At 73.2% G+C, this 24,470-nt stretch carries 16 protein-coding genes and 1 pseudogene; 8 read left to right on the top strand and 9 right to left on the bottom strand.

Features of this window, described 5'->3' with window-relative positions; all coding sequences use genetic code 11:
- Position 1: 1 nt before the first annotated feature.
- From J2S43_RS08170 to J2S43_RS08180, 4 genes and pseudogenes are all read right to left on the bottom strand, one after another.
- Positions 2–1,930, bottom strand: coding sequence for a caspase family protein (locus tag J2S43_RS08170; protein WP_306828109.1), 1,929 nt, complete (start codon positions 1,928–1,930; stop codon positions 2–4).
- Positions 1,927–3,210, bottom strand: a complete 1,284-nt coding sequence (locus J2S43_RS08175; RefSeq protein ID WP_306828112.1) for a hypothetical protein — start codon at positions 3,208–3,210, stop codon at positions 1,927–1,929. The genes J2S43_RS08170 and J2S43_RS08175 overlap by 4 nt, the downstream gene beginning before the upstream one ends.
- Before the next feature lie 19 nt (positions 3,211–3,229).
- Positions 3,230–3,544 (bottom strand): annotated as a pseudogene (locus J2S43_RS42170) (ATP-binding protein); the annotation flags it as partial.
- Between the two features lie 6 nt (positions 3,545–3,550).
- Positions 3,551–4,546: a hypothetical protein gene (locus J2S43_RS08180; RefSeq protein WP_306828115.1), complete on the bottom strand. Its 996-nt coding sequence runs from the start codon at positions 4,544–4,546 to the stop codon at positions 3,551–3,553.
- 355 nt (positions 4,547–4,901) lie between these two features.
- Between J2S43_RS08180 and J2S43_RS08185 the strand changes: the two genes are divergently transcribed.
- The 3 genes from J2S43_RS08185 (at position 4,902) to J2S43_RS08195 (ending at position 7,894) form a co-directional block, all read left to right on the top strand.
- Positions 4,902–5,579: a hypothetical protein gene (locus J2S43_RS08185; RefSeq protein WP_306828116.1), complete on the top strand. Its 678-nt coding sequence runs from the start codon at positions 4,902–4,904 to the stop codon at positions 5,577–5,579.
- Between the two features lie 170 nt (positions 5,580–5,749).
- Complete coding sequence (locus tag J2S43_RS08190) at positions 5,750–5,941, top strand: hypothetical protein (RefSeq protein ID WP_306828118.1); 192 nt, start codon at positions 5,750–5,752, stop codon at positions 5,939–5,941.
- A 60-nt stretch (positions 5,942–6,001) separates the two neighbouring features.
- Positions 6,002–7,894 carry a caspase family protein gene (locus J2S43_RS08195; protein WP_306828121.1) on the top strand — a complete coding sequence of 631 codons (1,893 nt, stop codon included), beginning with the start codon at positions 6,002–6,004 and terminating at the stop codon, positions 7,892–7,894.
- A 17-nt stretch (positions 7,895–7,911) separates the two neighbouring features.
- Here the strand turns inward: J2S43_RS08195 and J2S43_RS08200 are convergent, their stop codons facing one another.
- The 3 genes from J2S43_RS08200 to J2S43_RS08210 form a co-directional block, all read right to left on the bottom strand.
- Positions 7,912–10,155 (bottom strand): hypothetical protein, encoded by a 2,244-nt coding sequence (locus J2S43_RS08200; RefSeq protein WP_306828123.1) that lies wholly within the window; start codon positions 10,153–10,155, stop codon positions 7,912–7,914.
- Between the two features lie 19 nt (positions 10,156–10,174).
- A complete protein-coding gene (locus J2S43_RS08205) occupies positions 10,175–12,853 on the bottom strand; it encodes a CHAT domain-containing protein (protein WP_306828125.1) in 2,679 nt (892 codons plus the stop codon).
- A gap of 168 nt (positions 12,854–13,021) precedes the next feature.
- Positions 13,022–13,876 (bottom strand): MBL fold metallo-hydrolase, encoded by an 855-nt coding sequence (locus tag J2S43_RS08210; protein ID WP_306828127.1) that lies wholly within the window; start codon positions 13,874–13,876, stop codon positions 13,022–13,024.
- 74 nt (positions 13,877–13,950) lie between these two features.
- Here J2S43_RS08210 and J2S43_RS08215 point away from each other — a divergent pair, with 74 nt between their 5' ends.
- Entirely contained in the window at positions 13,951–14,568 is a 618-nt protein-coding gene (locus J2S43_RS08215) for a TetR/AcrR family transcriptional regulator (protein ID WP_306828129.1), read from the top strand.
- 163 nt (positions 14,569–14,731) lie between these two features.
- Here the strand turns inward: J2S43_RS08215 and J2S43_RS08220 are convergent, their stop codons facing one another.
- Positions 14,732–15,451 (bottom strand): pectate lyase, encoded by a 720-nt coding sequence (locus J2S43_RS08220; RefSeq protein ID WP_306828131.1) that lies wholly within the window; start codon positions 15,449–15,451, stop codon positions 14,732–14,734.
- A gap of 309 nt (positions 15,452–15,760) precedes the next feature.
- Between J2S43_RS08220 and J2S43_RS08225 the strand changes: the two genes are divergently transcribed.
- From J2S43_RS08225 to J2S43_RS08240, 4 genes are all read left to right on the top strand, one after another.
- Positions 15,761–18,811, top strand: a complete 3,051-nt coding sequence (locus tag J2S43_RS08225) for a DUF4132 domain-containing protein (RefSeq protein ID WP_306828133.1) — start codon at positions 15,761–15,763, stop codon at positions 18,809–18,811.
- Between the two features lie 382 nt (positions 18,812–19,193).
- Entirely contained in the window at positions 19,194–20,039 is an 846-nt protein-coding gene (locus tag J2S43_RS08230) for a TIGR03621 family F420-dependent LLM class oxidoreductase (protein WP_306828135.1), read from the top strand.
- Positions 20,040–20,279: 240 nt separating this feature from the next.
- Complete coding sequence (locus tag J2S43_RS08235; RefSeq protein ID WP_306828138.1) at positions 20,280–21,341, top strand: AraC family transcriptional regulator; 1,062 nt, start codon at positions 20,280–20,282, stop codon at positions 21,339–21,341.
- A 366-nt stretch (positions 21,342–21,707) separates the two neighbouring features.
- Positions 21,708–22,958, top strand: a complete 1,251-nt coding sequence (locus J2S43_RS08240; protein ID WP_306828139.1) for an FAD-binding oxidoreductase — start codon at positions 21,708–21,710, stop codon at positions 22,956–22,958.
- Between the two features lie 78 nt (positions 22,959–23,036).
- Here J2S43_RS08240 and J2S43_RS08245 read toward each other — a convergent pair whose 3' ends face one another.
- Positions 23,037–24,350 carry an amidohydrolase family protein gene (locus tag J2S43_RS08245; protein WP_306828141.1) on the bottom strand — a complete coding sequence of 438 codons (1,314 nt, stop codon included), beginning with the start codon at positions 24,348–24,350 and terminating at the stop codon, positions 23,037–23,039.
- Positions 24,351–24,470: the final 120 nt, after the last annotated feature.

Consider the following 24,470-nt stretch of genomic DNA (forward strand, 5'->3'; position numbering starts at 1 on the left):
CCTATCGGGGTGGCACCACCGTCGTGAGCGTCACCTCGGTGGTCGTCCAGTCGTAGCCGGACGTCAGCACCGGATCGCCGACGTCGCGGTGGAGTGCGGCGCCGCCCAGCCGTTCGATCAGGCCGGCCGCCGAGAGCGCGCCGCGGCGCCGGCCGAGCGGCCGGCCGAGAGCGGGCAGGTGGTACGGCTCGACGGAGAACTGTTCCTCGGCCACGATGAGCTTGAGCCGGTCGCGGACGGTGACGCCCGGCGCGGCGGCCAGGCCGTCCGGCAGGAAGGCGGTGATCCGCCGGCCGCCGAGGCACGATCCGGTGGCGCCGGCCTCGATGAAGTCGCCCGGGAACAGCGCGGCGTGGACCTTGAACCTGGGCGTCAGATCGAGCAGCGCGCAGTAGAGCGGCTCGTCACCGCGGTTGCGGAGCCGGATGAAGAGCTCCGGTGGCGCCCAGCCGGCGGGGGTCTGCCGGTAGCTCACCACGTACTCGCCGTTCGGATCGGGGATCAACGGCTCTCCCGCCGTGGGAATCAGACGCTGGCCCGGCTCGGCGGCCAGCAGCTCGATGCGCACCGGGTCGGCCAGCGCCGACGCCGGGTTGCGCAGCTCCCGCACCAGCCGCCACCGTGCGATGTGCTCGAGCACGGACAACGTCTCCACCGTGCCGTACGGCCCGTCGTGCGTGCGTTCCTCGAGGCGCTCGCCGTGCTGGTCGGTGATCGACAGGGTGCCGCCGCGGTGGCATCGCACGCGCAGGTCCGGCACCTCCGGCGCGCCCGGCGGCACGACGCGGAGATGGACGGAGCCGTGGACGGCCTCCGTGAGCCGTGCCGTCGCGCCGGCGTCGTCACCGTCGACGGCCACGGTCGTCGGCGGCAGCGGGACCGCGGTCACGACGACCGGGAACTGCTCGTCGGGTGCGGGGCGCCAGCCGCCGATCGGTTCGACCCGGCTCTCCTCCATGCGGACCTCGACCACATCGGCCTCACGGCCGGGCTCGCCGCCGCGCACACCGATCCGGACTCCCGGCCCGGCGGGCAGACCGTGCACCGCCCCGGAGTCGATCATCCAGCCCGCGCGGGTGAAGCGCATCCGGACGCCGCTGCCCGGCGTGGCGACCGCACCGCCGAGGAACCTCAGGCCGAGCAGGGCCGAGTCACGCGGGCGGGCCTGCGGCGACTGCCGGGACGCGCGCATGGCCACCTCGGTCTGTGCGGCCAGCATGAGGTCGCGGTAGGACGCGTCCGGCCCGAGCCGTTGCAAGGAGCGCAGCAGCGACCAGCTGAACACGCCACGCGTCTCGCCGTCCAGCAGCCGTTCCTCGGCCGCCTCGAAGGATCGGCAGGCGGCGAGCACGACGTGCTCGGCCGGGCGTGGATCCATCGCCCGCCGGATCACCTCGGGGCGCACGGAGTCCAGCGTACGGGGGGCGGCCGGCGGCACCGAGCGGGTGCGTGCGGCCGGCTCCCGCTCGACGAGCTCGCGGGTCGCACCGTCCGAGTGACAGCTGTCCAGGACGACGGTGACGTGCCCGGCCCGGTCGGCGACCTCGTCGAGCAGCACCGACAGTTCCTTGTCCCACAGGTCCGGCACGTCACCGGTGCGGCTGTCCACGCAGACGAGCGTCTGCACCCGGCCGGTCGATTCCAGGACTCTCGCCCAGTCCGGTGCGGGTGCGTCGGAGCCGTGCCCGCTGAACCAGAGGAGCGCCACGTCGTCCGGGCCCGCCTGCCCCAGGTGCGACCGGATCGCGCCGACGATCGCCGCGCGGGTCGCCTGCTCGTCCAGCAACATCAGTGGTGCCAGCCGCATGCCCGGGGCGAGGGCCGCATCGAGATGCGCGCGTGCCGCACGAACGTCGCGCACGCATCCGCGCAGCGGACGAACGGCGTGGTACGCGTCGATGCCGACCATGAGCGCGTAGAGCGTCCTCACGCGGACACCTCCGGCCCGACGTGCAACCATCCGTGCTCGACGAAGCCCTTGGCCGGCAGGTCGACGGTCATCTCCCGGAACGCGGCGGGCAGCGGCGGCCGCGCGGCGTGCACGATCACGTCGCGGTAGAGCACGTCCGGCAGGCCGAGGACGTAGGTGGCCGCGCCGTGGGAACGGACCGCCTCGCGCAGCGGCGCGCTGTCCAGGATCCGGTGCACCGCTATGGCCGCGGTGCCGATCCAGCCGTTGTCGCCCTCCTTGACCAGCCCGCGATGCAGCGCGACGCGCAACTGCATCCGGTCCCGCGCCGGCCGGCCCCGATCACGCGCGGCCAGCCGGCCGGCCAGCTCGTCCAGTAGCGCCGGGATGACGGCGGACTCGTCCAGCCCGACGGGCAGCACGGTGAACTGGCCGTCGCCCTGCGGCTGCGGGGCGACGTCGGCGTCCCGGATGCCCGCCGCGCGCCGGGCCCGGGCGAGCACGTCCACCAGGTCGCGCTGCAGCACCTCGGTCTCGTCGTTGCGGCGCCGGCTGTAGCCGACCACGTCGGCGGCCATGCACAGCCGTACGGCCGCCGGACCGTGCGCGGGCACCGCGGTCATCCGCTCGGTGAAGCGGACCGCGTCGGAGAGCACGCCGTCCTGCGGGCCGCCGGTACCGTCCGTCTCCACCTGGACGGAGAGAGCGCCGGCCACCTCGGTCGCCTCGGCCGGCACCTCCAGCAGGGCGTGCATCCCGTACGTGCGCGGAAGCACCGATCGGCCTTTCGGGTCGTCGTAGAGCCAGCCGAACGAGGCGGTCTGGACACCGGTCGTCCAGGCACGGGGCACGTCCCGCCGGGCGGAGAGTCTGCGCAGCAGGCCCGGCCGGCCGGCCGCGGCGGTCACCGTGCGCCCGGCGATGACCGACGCGGCGTGCGTCGCCTCCGCGGTCTGCACCAGGCCGAGTTCGTCGCCGTCCATGGCCAGCAGGACCGCGCGCGCCCCGGTGCCGGAGAGGGTCACCTCGAACCGTGCCCCGGTGTAGCGCCGGCCGGTGTCGAGCACGTCGAGGTCGAAGGCGAAGATCGCGCCGACGTACCGGTGGCGGCCCAGGCCGGCACGGTGGCGCAGCACCGCGGGCAGATCCCGCGTCGGGACCGGATAGAGCAGCGGATGACCGCAGCGGACGCCACCGCTCACCCCCGCGGCGGAGGGTGGGACGCCCCGGCCGCCGGGCGGGCCGAGCGTCCGGTGGGCGAGCATCCGATGGCCGGTCAGTTCCTCGTCGTCGGTCCACATGCCCTTCACTGACGGACCGGGGCTCGCAGGTAGGCCGGCCGCCGAGCGCCGCCGCCCGGTCCGCGCCGTGCTCGCGGCCGAAGGTCTCCAGCACCTCGAGCAGCGGGGAGTACGGCATCGGGACACCGAAGTGCTCCTCGCATGTGCCGGTCAGCACATGCGCCCCGGACCCGCGGGCCTCGGCCGCGAACCGGCTCAGCATCCTGCTCTTGCCGACGCCGGCCTCACCGCCGACCAGCACGGTGCGGGCCATGGCGTCGCGTGCGTCGGCGAGATGCGTGTGCAGCGACATCAGCTGGCCGGTCCGGCCGACGAAGGGGGCCACGTCCACCATCCCCGCTCAGTCGTCCCCCGGCGCGCTGACGATCGTCAGGACCGTCGCCACCAGGCGGTCCAGTCCGGCGGGATCGCGCAGCATCCGGTCCAGCGGGTCCTCGTACGCCCGGCCGCCGGCCCCGGGACGATCCGCAGGCGCTCCGGCGTCCGCACCGAAGATCGTGCTGAGCACGTCCTGGACGACCGCGCGGGCAGGCTCGCCGTGCCGCAGCCGGGTCTGGATCGTCGCGACCGCGTCGTGTGCCAGGGCGGCGAGCGTGTCCTCCCGGCCGTCCGGCGTGCCGGCTCGCGCGGAGTCGTCGTGCTGCGGTGCGGAGGCGACCGGAGGCTGCTTACGGCCGAGCGGTCCCTCCACGTACCGGTCGTACCACTGTGGCCGGGTCCGCATCGCACGCTGCACGACGCGGATGTCCGCGTGCACGTCCGCCTCGCCGTAGGCCGACCAGCCGCCGAGCCGCTCGCAGCGCCGCACCGCCCAGCTCGCGGTCGGCCACAGGTCGTAGCCGGCCGTGGCCGTGGTGCCGGCCCAGATCAGCATCTGGGTGGCCAGGTCGATCAGCCAGGCGTCGTCGTCCAGCTCCGCCGCCAGCCAGCCGGGCACCCGGGGACGCTGCAGCGCGCCGATCTCGCCACGCCGGCGCCGGTGCCCGTCGACCGTGGCCGGCACCAGGCGGCTGGCGATCCAGCCCTCCAGATTGTCGATCCGAGAGCCGGCCCGGTGGGTCACGTCCTCCACGACGGCCTCGACGTCGTTCTCGAACCGATCCAGGCAGTCATCCGTCAGCCTGCTCACCGACGCGGCGCAGGTGACGTGCCCCCGGCGCAGCTCGATCCGGCGGGTGAGCCGGCCGTAGACGACCGGCCAGACGATCGCGTACGTCGCACCCGTCAGCCGCAGCCGGTGCTGATCGCAGGCGCTCGCGATCGTGCCGGCCAGCAGCCCGCGACGCGCCAGGTCACGCACCTCGTCGACGCCGTCGGTGTGGGTCCATCCGAGCACCGCGCCCTCCTCACAACCGGTTCCACCAACCCGAACCCCAGCCTGGTGTACGGCGACAAGCGGTGTGAACAGCGAGAAGAGTCGCTTTAGGTCACCACCCGGACGGCACCGGAAGCGCTCCGTCGACACCGGACGACGATCATTTGCCCGGCGGATGACCGTTCGTCGCCCCGGTCGCGCGGCCGGTCCGGCCGGTCCGCCGGACGGTGGGCCGATTCCGTGTGCGGCCCCGGCCGCGTCCCCGTGCCCGATGCTGACGGACGGCCGCGCGTCGTCGCTGCGCAGCGCCGTCGGTCAGTGTCGTCCGTCAGCTCAGGACATGAACCTCGACGTGTCCGTGCGAGCGGGAGGCATCGTGCGCATTCCTGGACGAGTATCACCGGCGCGGTACGGCACGATCGACGGTCCGACGCGGCCCGAGGTCGTTCGGCGCCGGTTCCACGGACTTCAGGTGCTGGCCGGGTCATGGCTGCTGGCCATCGCCGCGTCCGCCGTGGACGCCGCGATCGGAATGGCGTCGGCGCTGGTCACGTCGTTCGCCGTGCTGATGGCACTGTTCCTGATCTACCGTCTCGTCCTCGGGGCCCGCCCGGGCCGCGGCCCGGGCGGAGCGGCACGGCTGGCAGGCGCGCTCGTCAGGTCGGTGTGGCGGCTGGCGCTGCGGGTCGCCCGGTGGGCCGGCGGATCGCTGCGGACTCGCGGCACCGGCCGGATCGGGGTGGTCGAGCAGCAGTTGACCGTGTACCGCTTCCGAGTGCGGGAGCGCGCCGGGCGGTCGAGCGATCACGTCATGTACGGCGAGCTGACGAACGTGCCGCCGCGGCCCGGGGAGCTGGTCCGGTTGTCCGGCCGCCGTTGCGTGGTGCGGACGGTGGAGGTTCTCGCCGGGCCGGACGGTCCGGTGTCGCGGCGGGTGACCGCCCGGATCCCGATCCCGTACCGCTGTGTCCGGTGGGGAGACCGGGCGTGCTACCTGCTCGCGCCGGCGACCCTGGTGTGGGCCGCGCTCTCGATCGCCGGCGTCGTCGGTTGACTGTTCTGCCGGGTGGCACGGCAAATGACGGGGTTTTCACTCCTCGTACCCGGCGGACGGTGGAGGCGAGTGCGTGGACGTGGCACCGCGTAGGGTCGGGTTGGGCACTCGAGCACGTCCGGGCGGCGATGGCACGGGAGGCGCTGCATGATCAGGAAGGTGGCATCCCGATGAGCGGGCTCACGCCCGAGCAGCAGGCTCGGGTCCGTCGTCTCCTGCGCGACGAGTTGCGGGCCGCGTGGGACGACGCTCGCGCGGCCGGTGCCACCGAGGCGGAGCTGGCCGAGTCGGTCGAGCGCCGCCGCCGGGCGTTGGAGGCCGCGGCCGTCCCCGACGAGGAGGTCCAGCAGCCGCGGGCATGACCGGGCGTCCCGTCCGTCAGTTCCCCATCGGAGCCCCTCCGACCCCACGGAGTCGTACCGATGGCACTCTTCGCCCTGCTGGTCGGCATCGACCACTACCGCCCGCCGGTCCGGGCGCTGCGCGGCTGCGTCGCCGACGTCGCCGCGGCGGCCGATCTCCTGCGCTCACTGCCGACGGCGGCGCACGTCGAGGTTCTGCTGAACGAGCGGGCCACCCGGGCCGCGGTGATCGAGGCGCTGCGAGGTCACCTCGGCCGGGCCACCGAGGGCGACACCGCGATCTTCTGGTTCAGCGGCCACGGCTCCACCGCGCCGCTGCCGCCCTCGCTGTGGCACAGCGAGGCCGATGGGCGGTCGCAGACGCTGCTGTGCGCCGACAGCCGTCACGACGGTGTACCCGACCTCTACGACAGGGAGCTGGGACTGCTCGTCCGTGAGGTGGCGAGGACCGGCGCACTCACCGTGGTGATCGTCGACGCCTGTCACGCGGAGAGCGCGACCCGGGACGGGCTCGCGGCCGGTGCGCGCGCGACCGTGCGGCGTCACGAGGACTCCGGCACCGCACCGCCGCCGGCGACGCTCCTTCCCGCGTTGCGGCATCCGCCCGGCGACGATCCGGTGTTCGTCGAGCTGGCCGCCGCCCACAGCTTCGAGTCCGCTCACGAGATGACGGTGCCGGGCGCCGGCACCCGCGGCGTCTTCAGCCACGGTCTGCTCCGGGCGCTCGAGCTGCGGGGTGCCGGCAGCACCTGCCGCGAGCTGCTGACCGCCGCGCGCCGCTCCGTCGAGAACGTGATCGACGGGCAGGTGCCCCGCCTGCATCCGGACCATCACGAGATCGTGGACCGTCCCCTGCTCGGCGGCCCGCCTCGGCCACCCGCACGCATCACCATGCGGTACGTGCGCGGCTCCTGGGAGATCGACGCCGGAGCCTGCCACGGCATGCGCGCCGGCGTGCGGATGAGCCTCCCGGGCTCGGGCCGGCGGATCACCGTCCTGAGCGTGCTGACCGCGCGCTGCATCGTCGAGCCGGACGGCTGGACGCCGGACGAGGAGGCGCAGTACCCGGTCACGACACCGGCCGCGTACGGCTTCGCAACGGCCCGGAGGTCCTCCGGGTTGGACGGCGCGATCCGCCTGGAACTCTCGACGCCGGACGGCTTACCGGTGCGGCCCGGCACGGACGGCGTGGTCCGGTGGCGACGCGCGACCGGCATCCGGCTGCACAACACCACCCGCCGCCGGTTGTACGCGGTCCTGCTGCACCTCACCGCGGACCTCGGCGTCAGCACCGTGCTGTTCCCGGCTGGGGCGGTTCCCGGACTTCCGGCGGCCGGTCCTCATCGCCGCGCCCGGCGTCGCCGAGCAGACCGTGATCGTCCGCGAACCCCGTCCGTACTGACAGTCCTTCCGGCAGGAGAACACCATGCGCTATCGGCACGAGTACGTCGAGTTCAAGATCATGAGGCGGACGCTCTGGGTGGGCGACGACGCGTATCCGCTGGGAGCCATCGCCTACGTGGGCATCCGGCACTACCGGCCGGACCGGGGCGCCGCCGTGTGGACCTTCACCAAGCGCTGGGCGCGATCGTCGCGGCCGCGGCCGCCGGAGTCGTCCTGCTGGCCTGTCTCGGCACGTCGGCGCCACCGTACTCCGACCTCGTGTTCGGCGTCGTCCTTCTGGGGATGCTGGCGATACACGTGGGTCGCCTCTGGCGGGTGCTCACCCGGTCCGGACTCCATGCCCTGGTCGTGACGACCGCGAAGCCTCAGATGGCGCTGGTGGGCCGGGACGAGGCACTCATCCGCGACCTGAAGGAGCGGGTGATCGACGCGATCGACAACCCCGCGCTGGAGTTCGCGATGACGGTCGAGAACGTGCTCGGTGACAAGGTGCTGGGTGACAAGATCATGGGTTACCACGTCGAGGGTGACCAGATCTCGTACAACTGATGCGGGCCGGCCTCCGGTCAGCGTCCCCAGTACCGGAGGCTGCCCGCCGTGACGATCTCGGCGAGCCGAGGGTCCCGCAGCGTGGCCGAGTAACCGGCGGGCAGGTGCTCCGGCACGATCCGCGCGGGGGCGGCCAGCCACCGCCGGAGCTCGTGGACCGCGTCGGCGGCCGGTAGCCCTTCATCCACCAGTTTCAGGTGAAGCATGAACAGCGAGAGCGATTCGACCGGCGCCGGTACCGGACGCAGCCAGCCGACGACCCCGGCGAATCCGCCGTCGACCAGCGCACCCGCCAGAAGCCCGGACGCCTCGCCCGCGCAGGAGGGCAGGATCGCGAGTCCGCCGGCCCGGCCGGCGTGGGCCCGGATCGCCTCGATGCCGAGCGTGGCCGGGCCGGCCAGCTCGAGGCCGCCGGCCGTCACGCCACAGGCGAGCTGCAGCAGCGACGCGTCGAGATGGGCGGCCACCTCGCCGGGAGTGCCGGCACCGTCCACGTGCTCGACGGTGCGCCCGAGTCCGATGGACCGGGGGTGGAAGAATCGGCGGATCATGACCGCGTCGACGCCGGCGGACTCTCGATCGCCGCGCGGATTCGCCACGAAGACGGGACTCCTGCCGGGCGCGGGCGCGTCCCGGCCGGCCAGCTTCAGTATCTGATCGATCCCGGCGACGTACGAGACGACGGCACCGGTCCGCGAGATCCCGGGGGTTCCCTCGACGATCATGACGCGACGCCATCCCGGCGGCCAGGCCGGGGAGATGCGCCCGTCCGCGGCATCCAGGAACAGCCGATCGGGTCCGGCCAGACCGTCCACCGTCATCGCTCGCAGGGCCTCGGCGACGTCCGCCGGGGCCGCGCCGCCGAGCGCGGACCGGTGCCGGACGGCCGCCTCCACGATCGCCCGGATCCTCGCCGCCCACGGCAGATCGCGCGGGATCTGCGCGGTCAGCACCACCTCGCCGTGGCCGGCGACGGCGCGGCAGACCGAGTGCAGCAGAGCCGCTACCGGGTCGGTCGCACCGATGCGCGCGAGCACGGCGGCGAACCGGCCGGCCAGCCCGCCGAGCGGCGGATCGCCGTCGAGGAAAGCGCCGAGACGCCGTACGGCGCTCGCGGTTGCCGGGTGGTCCGGCGGCAGCGTCTCCAGTGCCTCGGCCAGGTGCCGCGCCGCGACGCGGTGATCGCCGTCCGGGTCGCCCGGGGTGAGGCGGTCACGGCGCGCGCGGGTGTGCAGCGCGGCGGCGAGCAGCAGCAGGTCGGTGCCGCGATCCACCGGGCCGGCGTGCTCGCCGGTGTGCACGACGGTGGCGGCCAGGCCGACGAGGTCGTCGACGTCGGCGGCGGTGATCGGAGGCGGTTCCGGGCCGAGCAGAATCCCGGCCGCCGCGTGGACGTCCTCGGCGCCGGTCAGCTCGATGACGAGAGCGTGCGTCTCGGGGCGCACGCTCGGCGCCGGCAGGTCCGGCGCAGGCACGCCCGGTACCGGCAGGGGCGGTGCCGGCGCGTCAGGGGCCGGCTCGTGCGGGTCCATCTCGACGAACGTGAGCGGCCGGTCCAGCGGATCGAGGCGTGCCAGGCTCTCGGCGTCGAAGAAGGCCGGCACCGCCGGTCCGCCTGTCCGCATCCGCTCCTGCAGCTTCTGGAGCGTGGACATCGCCCGCATCATCCGGCCGAGGTCCAGCCCGGCCGGACCGCCACCGAGGCCACCCCGCATGACCTGCATCGCCTCGGCGAGGTCCAGCAGCGTCGCGGCGGCCTCGCGCATCTCGGGCCGGAGCACCTCGTCATCCTCGGCCCGCACCTCGCGGAAGCAGGTGACGGCCCGGTCGGCATCGCCTGCGGCACCGGCCGGCGACCCCTGGACCGCGCGCAGGAGGTAGAGCTGCCCGAGCGCCATCCGCGCCATCAACCGCATGGCGGGCGGCAGCATGCCGGACCCCGACGACTCCTCCAGCATCGCGATGCCGGTCTCTCGGTCGTTCTCCGTGCCGCCGTGCGCCAGGCGCCGCATCGCGAGCCCGACGCCGAGCATGGCGGTCGCGCTACCCCGCTGGGCGTCTCCCGGCTCGAGGTAGCGGCACGCCTCCGACACGGCCTCGATCGACTGATCGAGGTGCGGCAGCGCGGCCTCCAGACCGGGCCCGGCTCGCCAGTACTCGGAGAACAGGTGCTGGCCGAGCTGAAGCAGCGGCCTCGTCCGCTCGGGCCCGGCCGTCCCGTCCAGCTCGGCCCGCAGCGCGCCGGTGATGTCGTGCGGCATGATGCTGTCCCCTCCGTGCTCATTGTCCGCCGTGGACGAAGCCGGCCCAGGCCGCCGTCCGGCCGGCATCGGAACTCTCCAGCTGCTCCCGCAGCGGCCGCGGCATGCTCGGTGGTACGTCCCGGGTGGGGTCGAGCATCCAGGTCTGTGCCCGCCGCAGCGCCTCCCAGACCGGCAGCCGTCCGGCCACCCGGTAGTGGTGGAACATGAACATCAGCACCGACGTGTCCCCGTCCGGGATGCTCCACAGCGTGGAGAGCACGGATCTGGCGCCGCCGGCCAGGAAGGCGGTGCCGAGGCTGTACGCGTCGTCGTACCCGTTCATCGCCAGGCCGGTGCGGCATGCCGCCAGCACGACCAGGCCGACCTGCCGCTCCGGTGCCGAGCCCATCAGGTCGATGAGTTCCGTGGCGTCCAGTTCCGACTCGCCGGTGACCGGATCCGGAGCGAGCTGCAGGAAGGAGCGGGCGTTCGCGGTGTCCGTGAAGCCGTGGCAGGCGAGGTGCAGCGTGCTGCCACGGCCGGGGCGCGGCACGGTGAGCCAGTCGCGTACCTCGGCCACGGTCCCGGCACCGGAAGGCGCGGTTCCGGACGTGAGCCGGCCGACGTACCGCCCGCCGCGATAGAACGCGCGATGGATGGCCTGCGCCTCGGCTCGTGCCGCGGTCAGATCGGGAATGTGCGGTGGCGTCTGCGGATCCCCGACCACGAGCCCGGTGGGGGAGAGAGGAACGGCCGGCCGGCCGGCGGCGTCGACGAGCATGCGGGCGGACGCGGTCTGCGAGAAGGCCACACGTTGTACGGCGTACTCGCCGTCATGCGGCCGGGCGGCATGCCACGGTACGCGGCTGAGGTCACCCATCGGAACGAGGTAGATGTGCGGCACCCGCCCCTCGGGCCGGGTGATGCCGGAGCTCAGCAGCGGCCCGACCGCGGCCCGCCAGGCCCAGTCGGACAGCGTCTCGAGCCGCGTGCGGAACTCGCCGTCGTCGTGAGCAGGCCCCAGGTCGCGTGTGCCGTCCGCCACGAGATTCCGGGTGCGCAGGGCGCGCAGGAACAGGTCGACGTCCGCCGTGTCGATCCGCAGGCCGGGCAGGGCCATGTAGCCGGGCCTGCCATCGGCGGGCACCACCACCGCCCATCCGGGGTTCGGTGGGCGGGCCGGAACCAGATAGACCAGTGCGTCCCCGTTCACGCGGCGCAGCGCCCGCTGAATGTCGGCGAACGACGGCGGATCGAGCAGATCCGTGCCGGTGGCGATCGCCTCGAGCACGTCGTGACGGAGTTCGACCGGAGCCCCCGGCCCGCCCTCAGCCTGCCAGCGCTCGGCCAGGCCGGGCTGGTTCGCTTCCCGCAGCAGCGCGGTGACGTGCCGCAGCCGGGTCGCGGCGAAGAGCGTCAGTGCCCGGCCGCCGTCGAGTGCGCGCACGGCCGCCGCCGGGTCGGCGTCCACCAGGCACATGTGCGCCGCGCTGAGCGCGTCGTCGACCGCGTCGAGTGCGGCCTTCCGGGCGACTCGCCGGTCCGTCTGCAGCAGTCCGTTGTAGGCGTGCCGGCGCAGCGCGTCCAGCGCGGTGTCCCGTGACCGTTTCTCGTTGCCCGGCGTCCGCTGCGCGTGCGCCAGCATGTCGTTGATCTCGGACCACAGCTCATGGTGCGGACCGCCGGCGAGGTTCCGTGCCTCGGTCAGCAGCGGCTCCGCCGCGGCGATGTCCGCCACGGCGCCGGTGACCTCCTTCCGCCGGAACAGCGCGACGGCCAGCCCGAACAGGTGAAACGGCCGGTGCCGGTCACCGGCCGGGGACAGCGCGACGGCCCGCTCGAAGTAGCCGACTCCTCGATCGATCCGCCGTCGGTCCGGCTCCCGCCCGGCACCCAGCAGCGCGCCCCCGGCGGCCGCGTAGCCGAGTGCCCGTTCGGCGTCGGTGGCGTGCGGTCGCTCGGCCTGAGCCACCATCGCGGCGATCTGCTCCTCCGACGGGCGTTCGTACGCGCTGCCGTCGGTCTTCGAGGTCGCGAGCAGCGGTCCCATCAGCGTGTTCACCTCCGCCATCGCGGAGTGCATCGGGTGCCCGGCCGGCAGCCGGGCGACATCCGCCTGCAACCGCGCCATGAGCGGGCCGGCGTCCACGCCCCGGTCGGCGGCCGTCGCGATATCGGTCAGCCGCGACAGCAGGTTCGTCATCGGATCCGCCGGCGCCATCCCGGCGGTCTCCGCCGCCATCCGGTGCACGCCGGAGCTGTCGCCACTCTGCAGGGCGTAGACGTGCCGCAGTGCCGTGCGTGCCAGGTTCAGCACCTTCGCCACCTCGGGATCACCGCCACCCTCCTCCTCGATCCCATCCAGTTGTGCGAGGGCGGCACGGTGATCCGTGACCCGCCGCTCGGCCACCGCCCAGAGCAGGGAGAACGCGCGGGCGCAGGTGCGGGTCGCGAGCCATTGCGGGCCGTGGGGCGGGTGCCGCTCCGCCAGGGCGAGTAACGGGTCCAGATGCCGCAGCCGTCCGAAACCACCCGTCGGCAGCGTACGAGCGAGCGCCTGCACGGCACCGGCCGCGAGCGCGCTGGTCCGTGGGGTGTCCGGCAGCTGGTGCAGGTCTGCGGCGAGTACGTCGATGTCGGCGTCGGACGCGTCGTGCCGCGCCCGGATCACCGCCGCGGCACACCGCTGGTAGATCACCTCGTGCTCAGGATCCATCGGGCTCCCTCCGTCGTACTTATCTGACGGACGGACGCGGGCGCTGCCCGCCGGACCGGCGCGGGGATGTGCCGCGGAGGGCGGCACATCCCCGATCAGTGCGGATCCCTGCCGGTCAGGCGACGTTGACGAAGGTGTTCGACTGTTGCTGGCTGCCGTTGAAGACGTTCAGGTTGCCGCGGGCGTCTCGGCGGTCAGTCGCGGAATGCCCTGATAGGCGCGGGCGTCGTGGGCGGGGACGAGGTGCACCCTGTCGGCCAGGGCGATGACCCGCGAGAGGTCCTCGCGCACTGCCGAGGAGTCGCTGTCGGCCAGTGCGCGCAGCAGCAGCGGCCGATCGACGCGGCGGGTGATGCCGTCGAGCTGCCACGTGAGGTCGCCGATGAAGGCGAACCGCTGAGCGGACGGAAGGGTCACGAAGACCACGACCGATCCGGGGGTATGGCCGGCGGCCGGGACGATGACGACGGATCCGTCGCCGTGGACGTCGTGGCTGGAGCGGAAACCCAGATGGGCGGGGCCGTCGAAGGCGTACTCACGGATCGTGTGCCGGCGTGTGACGAGGGAGAAGACCCGGTCGTCCTTGGCGCCCTCGGCGTACGGCCGCTCGCCCGGGGCCAGCCAGACCGGGACGTCGAGGGAGTCCAGACCGCTGACATGGTCCCAGTGGGAGTGGGTCAGGACCGCCCCGAGCAGCCGGCGATGGTCGTAGCCGGCGTCGTCCAGCTGCTGCCTGGCCGTGGCGCCGAGCTGATGAGGCGACCTGCGGAACGCGGGAAGCGTCCTGATGTGCTGCGCCGCGTTCGCCCCGAAACCCGCGTCGATGAGCACGTCGCCGCCCGGATGCCGGACGAGCACGGCGGTCGAGGCGAAGTCGCGTTGATCCGTCCAGCGTCCGCCACGGAAGGCGAGGGCTGCTCGGGTGAGGTAGCTGCCCGTGGGCAGCTGGAAGACGCCCATTCCCGCCGGCGGGGACGCAGGGGGGAACGGGCCGGTGAACGGCGTGGCATCGATCTTCGGCATGTAGACATCATGACCACTACTGAACTACTTGTCCAGTAGTGGTCCGGCGTCATGTGGGCGTCTAGGCTTCGGTGGTGCAGACCGACTTCTCCGCCGGGGTCGATCCCCGGATCCTGCGAACACACCGGGACGTGGTGCGGGCCACCGCGACACTGCTCATCGCCGGGGGATGGGACGCCGTGACCCACGCGGAGGTGGCGCGCCGGTCCGGCTACTCCAAGGCGACCGTCTACGCGCATTGGCCGACCCGGTTCGACCTCATCCGCGCCTCGATCGAACTGATCTGCGACGAGGCGGACCACCCGGCCGCGACCGGAGACCTGCGCGCCGACCTGCGCGCCTCCCTGCTCGACTTCGCACACGACCTGGCGGAAGGTCACCTGGACCGGCTCCTCGCCGGCGTGGTCGAACACGCCGGCCAGGGGGAGGCCGTGGCCGGCCTGCGCCAGAGGCTCTACGAGACCGGCACGCGAGCCATGCGGGCCGTCCTGACCACCCATCTCGGTCCCGCCGACGTCGAACCGGTCCTCGCCCTGCTCACCGGCGCGGTCCTGGTCCACGTCACCTATGCCGGGCAGCCGGCCACGCCCGCTTTCGTCGACGACCTGATCGAACGGGTGGTCGGCACCTCGCGGGGCGGTGCCGGGACGAAGCGCACCAGCCGTCCGGGCGACTCCCACTCATCGGCATGACCCGGCGCCACGCGGAAACCGTCGCGCGCGGCGCCGGAACCGCGGTGCCCGCGAGCGGGCGATCGCGATGCCGTCCGGAGTGGCGACGTGGTGCCGCGAAGCGCTCGGTCCATGACGTGATCCGGCCCCTCGGCGCCTGCCGAGGGGCCGGATCACTCGACGGTCAGGACACGATGCAGTTGGTGTTGTTCGGGCCTTCGCCCACCTTCACCGGCTCGTCGCCGCTGTTGTTGCCGTTGTAGAGATCGCAGATGCCGATGGAGCCGACGTTGAGCCCGGACAACCGTGCCGTGTCGCCGTAGTTGATGTTGATGCCGACCAGCACGTCACCGTCCGATGCGGTGATGTTCTGCAGGGTCACCGACCGGGCCGCCTGCGTGGAGCAGTTGCCGCAGGAGCGGTAGAGCTTGCCGAAGTCGTTGACCGTGAAGTTGCGGATGGTCACCGACCCGCCGGAGCCGCGGTTGTCCTGGAAGACCTTGTCGGCCGCCTGTGCGGCGCTGCCGCCGTCGACCAGGACCGTCGCACCGGTCCCGCGGAAGGTGGCGGCATCCTCGCCCACGTCCTCCCAGGTGACGTTGCGAAGCGTGCAGCTGCCGGCGCAGTGGACGCCGTCGGCGGCCGGGGCGCCCAGAACGACGTTCGTCAGGGTCGCGCCGGCGGCCAGGCGGAACAACGGGTCCTGGCCCTCGTTCTGGCCGCCGCTGCCGAGGTCGCCGGTGCCGTAGTAGCGGTTTCCGCCACCGTCGAACGTTCCGGACACCGCAATCGTCGCGGGAACCGGCACGTTGGCGGCGGCGGAGGCCATTCCCGCCAGGGAGACGGAGCCGGCCAGCGCCGTGGCCAGCACGGCGGCTCCGAGGAGTAGACGTGGTGTTCTCATGGTCTCGACCTTTCGTCGCTACCCACTCTCTTCCGGTCAAGGTGGGGCACTCTCGGACCATATGTCGCAGAACAACCATGAGAAGACTTCGACAGCGATAAATTTCCTAAGGCAACTTTAATCTCTGCTTTGTTCAACATCGAAACTCAGCGGGAATCCTGGCGTGCGGCGGACGTCCGCCCACTCGAGTGGACCTTCGACGTCCTGGGCACCCGCGACGACGTCGGGCCGAACACCGCGCTCCACACCGGATTCTGTCGTAGCCGGACGCTAGCCTCTCCACGTCGCCGATCGAGCACGGGAGAACACATGCCGACGTTCACGCTGCCGGACGAGCACGCCTGGGAGTTGCCGGCGCAGTGGCGGGAGTCGCTGCATCCACGCCGCGGCGGCACCCCGCACCCGCCACCGCCCGCGCCCGCGGACCCGGCCGCGGCGCTGCGCGCGCACCTGGAGGCGGAGAAGCCGGGCCGCGTGCTGACCCAGGCGCTGGAGCGCGCGGTGCGCTACGACCCGCGGCTGCTGGCCGCCGGCCGCCGCTACCTCGACCGCGGCGGCGACGACCCGGACGTGCGCGGCGCCGCGGTGGCCGCGCTGCTGACCGGCGGCTCGGTGCACCGGCACGCGGCGGTGCAACTGGCCGACCTGTGGATGGCCCGGTTCGGCGCCGAGTTCACGGCGCGGGCGCTCGGGGAGACGATCCAGCTGGTCGCGACGCACGCGTTGTGGGCGCACGACCCCGACGCCGAGAAGACGTACGACCGCATGTGGCGCGGTGAGGACCGCACGGCGCTCTACGTGCTGGCACGCGCGGTCCGCTCCCGCCTCGCCGTGGCCTCCGCGGCCGACTACGCGCTGGCCTGCGAGATCCTCGGCGGCTACCGCACCACATCGGTCGGGCGGATCATGACGTCGTACGTGCTGCCGACGCAGACCGCGTGGGTCGACGAGGACTGCGCCGCGGCCGCGGGCTGGGCCGCCGACGAGACGAAGGACGAGGACGGCGAGCATGTGGCGCACCACTGGCTGAGCGCGCTGCTCCTGCTCGCCGCCGGCACGCCCCGGCACCTCGCGCAGCTGCGCGGCATCCACGCCTACATGCTGGACTATCCGCCCCACACGGTGGTCGGCACCATCCTGGACGGCGTCGGCCCGGCCGCCGTCCCGCTCCTGGCCGAGCCGTTCTACCTGGAATCGCTGCGCCTCGGCGACGACTGGCGGCAGACGCGGCCGGGCGCGGACCTGGTCCGGCTGCTCGCCTCTATTCCGACCGACGAAGCGTTCCGCCTGCTGTGCCGCACGACGCTCGACGAGACGCCGCTGCGCCCGGGCTGGCTGCTCAAGTCCGGCGCGCTGAAACGCTACCCGGTGCGGGCGCTGCGCATCCTGGCCGAGCGCGAGACGGGCGCACCCTCCGCGGACACCGACATCCTGGGCACGCTGCTGCTGGCCGAGCCGCGGCTGCTCCCGGCCGCCGCGCCGCAGCTACCGCCACGGGCGCGCGACCGCGCCGCACAGATCGTGGCCGACGGCGGCGCCGGTATCGGTACGGGCTGGGCCGCGCTGCTGGACCGCAACGGCCGATACCCCAGGGTGCTCGACACCGCCGACGACGAGAAGCGGGTGGTGGGCGCGCTCGCCGCGGTACCGACCGAGGAAGCGTTCGGCCTGCTCATCGACCGGATCGACCGCAAGTACGTCCGGCCCGCGCTGCTGGTCGCCGCCAAACGGCAGCCACGCCTGGCACTGCGCGCGCTGGTGGCGCGCGCAGCCGGCAACGACACCGCGACCGCGTTGCTGCACGACCACGTGCTCGCCTACCCGGAGGCGGTCGCGGCCGAACTGCCGTCGCTTCCCGAGGCCGGCCGGGCACTGGTCCGCGCGCACATGCCGGCACCGCCCGCCACCGGCCCCGCGGCCGGCGACGCGCCGGCGTCACTGTCCGCGCCGCTGCGCCGTGCCCCCGCCCTCCCGGAATGGCTCGTCATCCCGGCGCTCCCCGCGGTCCGCGTGCGCGCCGGCGGGGCGGCGCTGCCACCGGAGGCGGCCCGCCGGCTCTGCGAGCTGCTCGCGCTCTCCACCATCGCCCGCCCACACCCGTCGCTGGCGGACGCGCGCGAGGACTGCGAGCCACGCGACCTGGCCCGGTTCGCCTGGGCGCTGTTCACCCAGTGGCAGGCCGCGCAGTACCCGGCCAAGACCCGGCTCGCGATGATCGCGCTCGCGCATCTCGGCGACGACCACGTGGTGCCGCAGCTGACCGCGCTGTTCGGCGACTGGGCGGCCGGCGGCACCATGCGGGTGCGGACCGGCCTGGAGGTGCTGGCCACGATCGGCTCCGACGTGGCACTCACCGCCCTCCAGCGGTACGCCCGCCGGGTCCGTACCGCCGGCCTCCGGCGCTTCGCCGAGGAGGCGCTCGCCGCCGCGGCCGAGGCACGCGGCGTCACACTCGCGCAGCTGTCCGACCGGATCGTGCCCGACCTCGGCCTCGACGCGGACGGCCACGTCACCCTCGACTACGGACCGCGCCGGTTCACCGCCGGCCTCGACGCACAGCTGCAGCCGTGGCTGGCCGACCAGCGCGGCGCCCGCCTGACCCGGCTGCCCCGCCCGGCCGCCACGGACGACGCCACGCTCGCCGCGGACGCCGCCCACCGGTGGGCGGAGCTGAAGAAGGAGGCGAAGACCGTCGTGGCGGAACGCCTCCGCGCGATGGAGGACGCGATGGTCACGGAGCGGCGCTGGAGCGTCGCGGACTTCCGGCGGCTGCTGGTCACGCATCCACTGTCCGGCCAGATCACCCGCCGGCTGCTCTGGATCGCCGAGGACGCGGACGGGACGCGCACGCTCGTCCGGGTCGCCGAGGACCGTACGTTCGCCGACGTCGACGACAAACTCGTCCCGCTGGATCCGGCCGCGGGCATCGGTGTGGCGCACCCGTGCCACATCGCCGCTGACCGCGCCGCGTGGGCGTCGGTTTTCGAGGACTACGCGATCGGCCAGCCGTTCCCGCAGCTGGAACGCGAGGCTCTGACCCTCGCGGACGCGGGCCTCGACGGCATCGCCGGGGCGCGGGTCGAGGGCGGCCGGTTGTTCTCGCTGGCCGCGCGCGGCTGGCGGTTCACCGACGAGCACAGCGCGTTGGCCCACGACTGGGCCGGCGGGCTGACCACGATCGTCGAGTTCGGCCCCGGCTACCACTGGCAGGACCCGGACCAGCCCCAGCACGTACGGGCGGTCCACATCCGCTCCACGGCCCCGGTCCCGGAGCCGGCCGAGGACCCGGCGCGGTTCGCCGATCTCGGTCCGGTCGCGGCCTCGGAACTGGCACGCGACCTGCGCTTCCTGACGCGCTGACGCCGATCCCGCCGGACCGCGGGCCTCGGCCGGGACGGCGCCGAGCCGCCGGAGAACTACGCCGGGCTGCGCGCCACGATCCCGGCCGCGCGCCGTGCGGCCTGGCCGCGACGGGCCCGCGACGGGCCTCGGCCGGGCCGTCTCGCGGACCTCGGGGCCGTGCCGCAGGCCTCGGCCGGGACGGCGCCGAGCCGCCGGAAAATGACGCCGGGCTGCGCGCCACGATCCCGGCCGCGCGCCGTGCGGCCTGGCCGCGACGGGCCCGCGACGGGCCTCGGCGACGTGCGTGACACCACCGTCCCGAAGATCTCGGCTGCGGTGAGTCCCCGGCCCACGCCCGGACGGGACGGTGAAATCAATCGACGGGCGTCATACTCGGAGGATGTCCGAACGACCGTTTCGTTTCGGGGTGGGGCTGACCGGCGTCGTGTCGCGGGCCGCGTGGCTGGACAAGGTCCGGCACGCGGCCGGTCTCGGTTACGACGTGTTGCAGATCCCCGACCATCTGGGGTTCACCGCGCCCTTCCCGGCCCTGGTGGCCGCCGCCGAGGCGGCCGGCACGATGCGGCTGGGCACCTTCGTGCTCAACGCCGCGCTCTACCGCCCGTGGGTGCTGGCCCGCGACGTGGCCGACACCTGGCGGCTCACCGGCGGCCGTCTCGAACTCGGCCTCGGCACCGGTTACATGGAGCACGAGTTCGCCGCGGCCGGGCTGCCGTTCGGTTCCGGTGCCGAGCGGCTGGCCGGTCTCGCCCGCACGCTGCGCGAGGTGCGTGAGCGGCTGGCCGCGGAACCGGACCGGCCGGACCCGCCGGTGATGCTGGCCGGTGCCGGGCGGCGACTGCTCGAGCTGGCCGGCCGGGAGGCCGACATCGTCGGGCTCTCCATGCAGGCGGCGGTCACGCCGGGGGTGGAGCCGGAGCGGGCCCTGGCGGACCGGATCGCCGTGGTGCGCGCCGCCGCCGGCGACCGCTTCGCCGGCCTGGAACTCAACATGATCGTGGGTGCGGCCGGCCGCACCCCGGCCGAGGCGGACCTGTCCATCGCCCGCGCGGCGACCGGCATGCGCGACGACGACCTGCTCCGGCTGCCGAGCGTGCTGTGCGGCTCGGACCAGCAGATCGCGGACCGGCTCCGGCGCTACCGCGCCGAACTCGGCATCTCCTACTACGGCGTGCTCGAACCGCACATGACGGCGTTCGCGCGGATCATCCCGCTGCTGCGCTGACAGCCCTCCACACCCCTCACCACGACGGACCTGGTCCGCGGCCCCGCCGCCGGTCCGGGGCGCCACGTTCCTGGCCGGTGCGGCTGTGTCAGGGCAACGCAACGACACGACCAGGATCTTCTCGGGCCGGTTCACCACCAGTGCCGGTCGTGCGCCGGTCGGTCGCCGGCCGGCGCGTCGGCGGAGCGCGGACCGAGGCAGGCCCGGCCGGATATCATGGGCCGCCGACCGGACAGGATCGTGGCCCGGTCACCGGACGGGACGGGGCATGGGGTGGAAAGCGACGGATCGCCCTTCGATCGTGCCGCCATCCCACCGGCCGTGCTCGCCGGCGTGCTCGACGTCGGACGGCGCGAGGGCCTGTCCGTGAGCTCCTGGTTCGCCGGCACCGGGCTGGACCCGGTCCTGCTCTACGCTCCCGGCGCGCGCGTCTCGCTCCAGCAGGGCCGGACGATTCTGCGCCGGGCCATCGACGCGCTGCCGGGCCGGCCGCTCGGTTTCGAGGTCGGCGAGCGGGACACCCTGCTCTCCTTCGGGTTCCTCGGCATCGCGATGCGGGCCTCGGCAACCGCGGGCGAGGCGTTCGCACTGGCCGAGGAGTTGCACCTCAGCGCGGGCAGCCTTCTCGACGTGGAACGCGAGGATCTCGGCGCGGAGATAGGCATCCGGTTCCGGGAACGCTGGCCGGATCCCGGCATCCTGGTGTTCCTGTGCGAAGAGGCCCTGGCCAGCACGACGATCATCATCCGCTCGATGCTCGCCGAAACACCGTGGACGCCCGTACGGGTGGATCTGTCGTACCCGCCGCCGCCCCATGCCTCGCGGTATCGCCGTGTGTTCGGATGCCCCATCGTGTTCTCGGCCGACGCCAACCGCCTGGTGATCCCGAAGGAACTGCTGGACCGCCCGCTGCCGACGCAGCACAAGCCCACCCGGCAGATGGCGATGGAGATATGCCGTCAGTATTTGAGCCCGGGGGAGGCGCCACCCGACATCGTCACCTCGGTCGAGGCCCTGGTGGGCGGGAACCTGCGGCATCCACTCACGATGAGCGACATCGCTGACCGGCTGTTCATCACGGAACGTACGCTGCGTCGCCGGCTGGCGGATTCGGGTGAGCGGTTCAGCACGATCCGGGACCGGGTGCGTGAGCGTCGCGCCACCTCCCTGCTGTGGGATACGACGATGCCTGTCGGCGATGTAGCCGCCGAGATCGGCTTCAACGACGGCCGTGAGTTCCGCAGGGCCTACGTCCGGTGGCGCGGCCTGACGCCCACGGAGGCACGGAGATCCAGAAGGTAGGTTCCCGGCACACCGCCGCCGTGGAACGTCCGGCGCCGCGTACGGTCGGCGAGGTCGCCGAGCGGGAACTGCCGGCCGCGTCCTCGGGCTCGTAGCCGCCACGATTAGGACGAATCCGCTCTCAGCGTGAGAGTGATCCGGTATTGGACGCCCGTCGATCTTGGTGCCAGGCTCGACGACAGAGCGACAGCGGCTGACGCCGGCCCTCCCGCGACGACCGCCCGGGACGCACCGGTCCCCGACCGTCCACAGTGGCCGAAAAGGATCGGCCATGTCATCGCGTCCGTGCCCGGACGTCGTCGCGAGGCTCTAAACCGCTGAAACCGCTCCAACCGCACGACACCAATGACATCGGGAGAGATCGGCATGAGGGTTTGGAACCCGGCTGTGGACCACCGGCCGGCCGAAGTGATCAGCTGCGCCACCGTCGACGACGTCCGGGCGGGCCTGGCCAGAGCCGCGGACTCGGGGCTCGGCGTGTCCGTGCTGAGCGGAGGCCACGACTGGCTGGGACGTTCCGTACGGCCGGGCGGCGTCGTGCTCGACCTGTCCGCGATGCGGACGGTCACGGTCACCGGCGACACGGTCGTCGCGGGTGGCGGCGCCCGGGCGCTGGACGTGATGACCGTCGCGGAGGAGCACGGGTACTCGGTCGTCGCGGGAACCGTCGGCTCGGTCGGCGTCGCCGGTTTCACCCTCGGCGGCGGGTACGGGTCACTGAACGGGCTCGTCGGCACCGGGTCCGACAACCTGCTGGCCGCCGAGGTGGTCCTCGCCGACGGCCGGCTCGTCCACGCGACCGAGCAGACCGACCCGGATCTGCTGTGGGCGCTGCGCGGCGGCGGCGGCAACTTCGGTGTGGTGACAGCGCTGCACCTGCGCGCGTTTCCGATCACCTCGGTCCTCACCGGCATGGTCGCCTTCGGGTGGGACCAAGCGGCTCACGTCCTGCTGGGCTTCAACGAAATCTGTGCCCAGGCACCGGACGAGTTCACGGCCCGAGCCGGTGTCGTCACACTGCCGGGCGGCCCCGCCGTGGTGTACGTGGCACCCGCCTGGCTGGGCGATCCGGCCGCCGGCGAGGAGTGGATGAAGCGGATCACCGGCCTCGGCGAACCCCTCATCACCGACCTTCGCTCCAAGCCGTTCAGCGACGTCCTGCGCGAAGGCGAGGCCATGTTCGCGGCCGACAAACTGCACCACGACATGGCCATGCGAAACGTGGCGGCGCTGACGCCCGAGGTGGTGGCCACCATCATCGAGGCCGCGGAGGCACGCAGATCGCCGTCCAGCGTCATCGAGATCATCCAGTTCCACGGCGCGGCGACCCGCCCGCCCGTGGAGTCCACGGCCTTCGCCCAGCGCAGCCCGCACTTCCTGGTCGAACTGATCGGCTCGTGGAACCCCGAGGACGGCGCCTCCGACCAGGACTGGGCGCGTGAGGCGTCCCGCAAGCTCGCGCCGTACGCGCTGCCCGGCGGCTACCCGAACCTTCTCGGACCGCACGACGACGAGCAGGTGGCCCACGCCTACGGCCCGAACGCCGAGCGTCTGCTCGCGGTCAAGCGCCGCTACGACCCGCAGTCGGTGTTCACCGCCACCCCGTTGCCCCACTGATCGCACCGCACCTGCCTCGTCGCCCGGGCGACGAGGCAGGTGAGCCGGGTGCGACGGCCACCCGGCGACGGAACGCCGCTATCGGCCCGCTCGCAGCGGGGAACGCGGGACGGGGCCGAGGCGTGCGGCCGCGGCCACCAAGCCGGCGACCAGCTCCCGGGAGTCCTCGGCCGAGGCGCCATCGCGCACCACGACACGGCCGGCCCGGTAGACCCTGTCGATGTGCCGGCGATCCATCTGCAGCACGACCGTGCTGACCGGGTCCACCACCGGGGAGACGTCGAGGTCGTCGGCCCGCAGGACGACCACGTCGGCATCCTTGCCGGGTGTCAGCGAACCCGTTCGCGCACCGAGGCCCAGCGCTGCGGCACCCTCCCGGGTGGCCAGCGCCAGGACGTCACGCGCGGTCAGTTCCCGGCCGGAGTGCGCCCCACGGCCGAACGTGCGGCCGGACTGCAGCGCCGCGCGCATCTGGGTGAACATGTCGGAGGCCACGGTGACCTCGGCGGAGGTACTCAGGCTCAGCGGCAGACCGTGCGGGGACAGCCCGAGCATCGGTACGCCGTGACCCATCATGAGCTCGATCGCCGGCGCTACCGAGAGCGTGCCGCCGGTGTCGGCGATGATCCGCAGTTCGTCGGGGGACAGGCCGTTGCCGTGGATGAACGTCGTGCCGGCGAGGAGCACCCCGAGGTCACGCAGTCGCGAGATGGGTGTCTCGGCACCGACGTGGCGCGCGGTACGCACGCCGAGATCGCGGGCCAGGGCGGCATTGTGACGTTCACCGTCGTCGTCCGCCCACTCCGTGAGGAGAGCCATCGTCACGTCGGCGCCGTCGTCGGGCAGCAACCGCGACCGGACCCGGCGGACGTCGTCACCCAGCGCGCCGCCGTCCCGTGTCATCATCGCGAACGACTTTCCGTACGCGAACACGGCCCGGATCCCGGACTCGCGCAACGCGGCGACCGAGGCGTCCGTGTGCGCCGGGCCGTGCTGGATGTTGGAGATGTCCTGAACGGTCGTGATGCCGGCCAGCAGGGCGCTGCGGGCGCTGGCGAGGGTGCCCAGATGCACGTCGCCGGGGAGCACGCCGGAACCGGCCGTTCCCAGCACGTCCAGGTAGTACTGCTCGAGGGTGTGGTGCGGCGCGCCGCCCCGCACGAGGACCTCCCACATGTGGCGATGGGTGTCGACGAAGCCCGGTATCACGATCCGTCCGGTCGCGTCGACGACGTCGGCGTCCCGGCGGACGCCCTCATCCAGCTCGATCGACGCCGCGACGGCGCTGATCCGCCCGTCCTCGATGTACAGGTCACCGCGGTCGAGGTCACCGACGGCCGGATCCATGGTCAGGATCGTCGCCCCCCGAAGCAGCGTGGCACGGTCGTTCATCGCCGGACTCCCGTTGCCGTGCCACGATCCGGAACCGGTGTGCCGGGCCGCCGGTCCGGGAGGTTGTCGTCACTCACGCGAATACCCTTGCTCTCTCAATGGATCACGTCGCTGCATTCC

Origin of the sequence: Catenuloplanes nepalensis, from assembly GCF_030811575.1 — a bacterium.
GTDB lineage: Bacteria > Actinomycetota > Actinomycetes > Mycobacteriales > Micromonosporaceae > Catenuloplanes > Catenuloplanes nepalensis.

Bases quoted from the DNA above. Each gene is read 5' to 3' on its own strand.
- J2S43_RS08175 (WP_306828112.1), bottom strand. From the start codon at position 3,210: ATGTGGACCGACGACGAGGAACTGACCGGCCATCGGATGCTCGCCCAC.
- J2S43_RS08190 (WP_306828118.1), top strand. From the start codon at position 5,750: ATGAGCGGGCTCACGCCCGAGCAGCAGGCTCGGGTCCGTCGTCTCCTG.
- J2S43_RS08195 (WP_306828121.1), top strand. From the start codon at position 6,002: ATGGCACTCTTCGCCCTGCTGGTCGGCATCGACCACTACCGCCCGCCG.
- J2S43_RS08200 (WP_306828123.1), bottom strand. From the start codon at position 10,155: ATGCCGCACGACATCACCGGCGCGCTGCGGGCCGAGCTGGACGGGACG.
- J2S43_RS08205 (WP_306828125.1), bottom strand. From the start codon at position 12,853: ATGGATCCTGAGCACGAGGTGATCTACCAGCGGTGTGCCGCGGCGGTG.
- J2S43_RS08210 (WP_306828127.1), bottom strand. From the start codon at position 13,876: ATGCCGAAGATCGATGCCACGCCGTTCACCGGCCCGTTCCCCCCTGCG.
- J2S43_RS08220 (WP_306828131.1), bottom strand. From the start codon at position 15,451: ATGAGAACACCACGTCTACTCCTCGGAGCCGCCGTGCTGGCCACGGCG.
- J2S43_RS08225 (WP_306828133.1), top strand. From the start codon at position 15,761: ATGCCGACGTTCACGCTGCCGGACGAGCACGCCTGGGAGTTGCCGGCG.
- J2S43_RS08230 (WP_306828135.1), top strand. From the start codon at position 19,194: ATGTCCGAACGACCGTTTCGTTTCGGGGTGGGGCTGACCGGCGTCGTG.
- J2S43_RS08240 (WP_306828139.1), top strand. From the start codon at position 21,708: ATGAGGGTTTGGAACCCGGCTGTGGACCACCGGCCGGCCGAAGTGATC.
- J2S43_RS08245 (WP_306828141.1), bottom strand. From the start codon at position 24,350: ATGAACGACCGTGCCACGCTGCTTCGGGGGGCGACGATCCTGACCATG.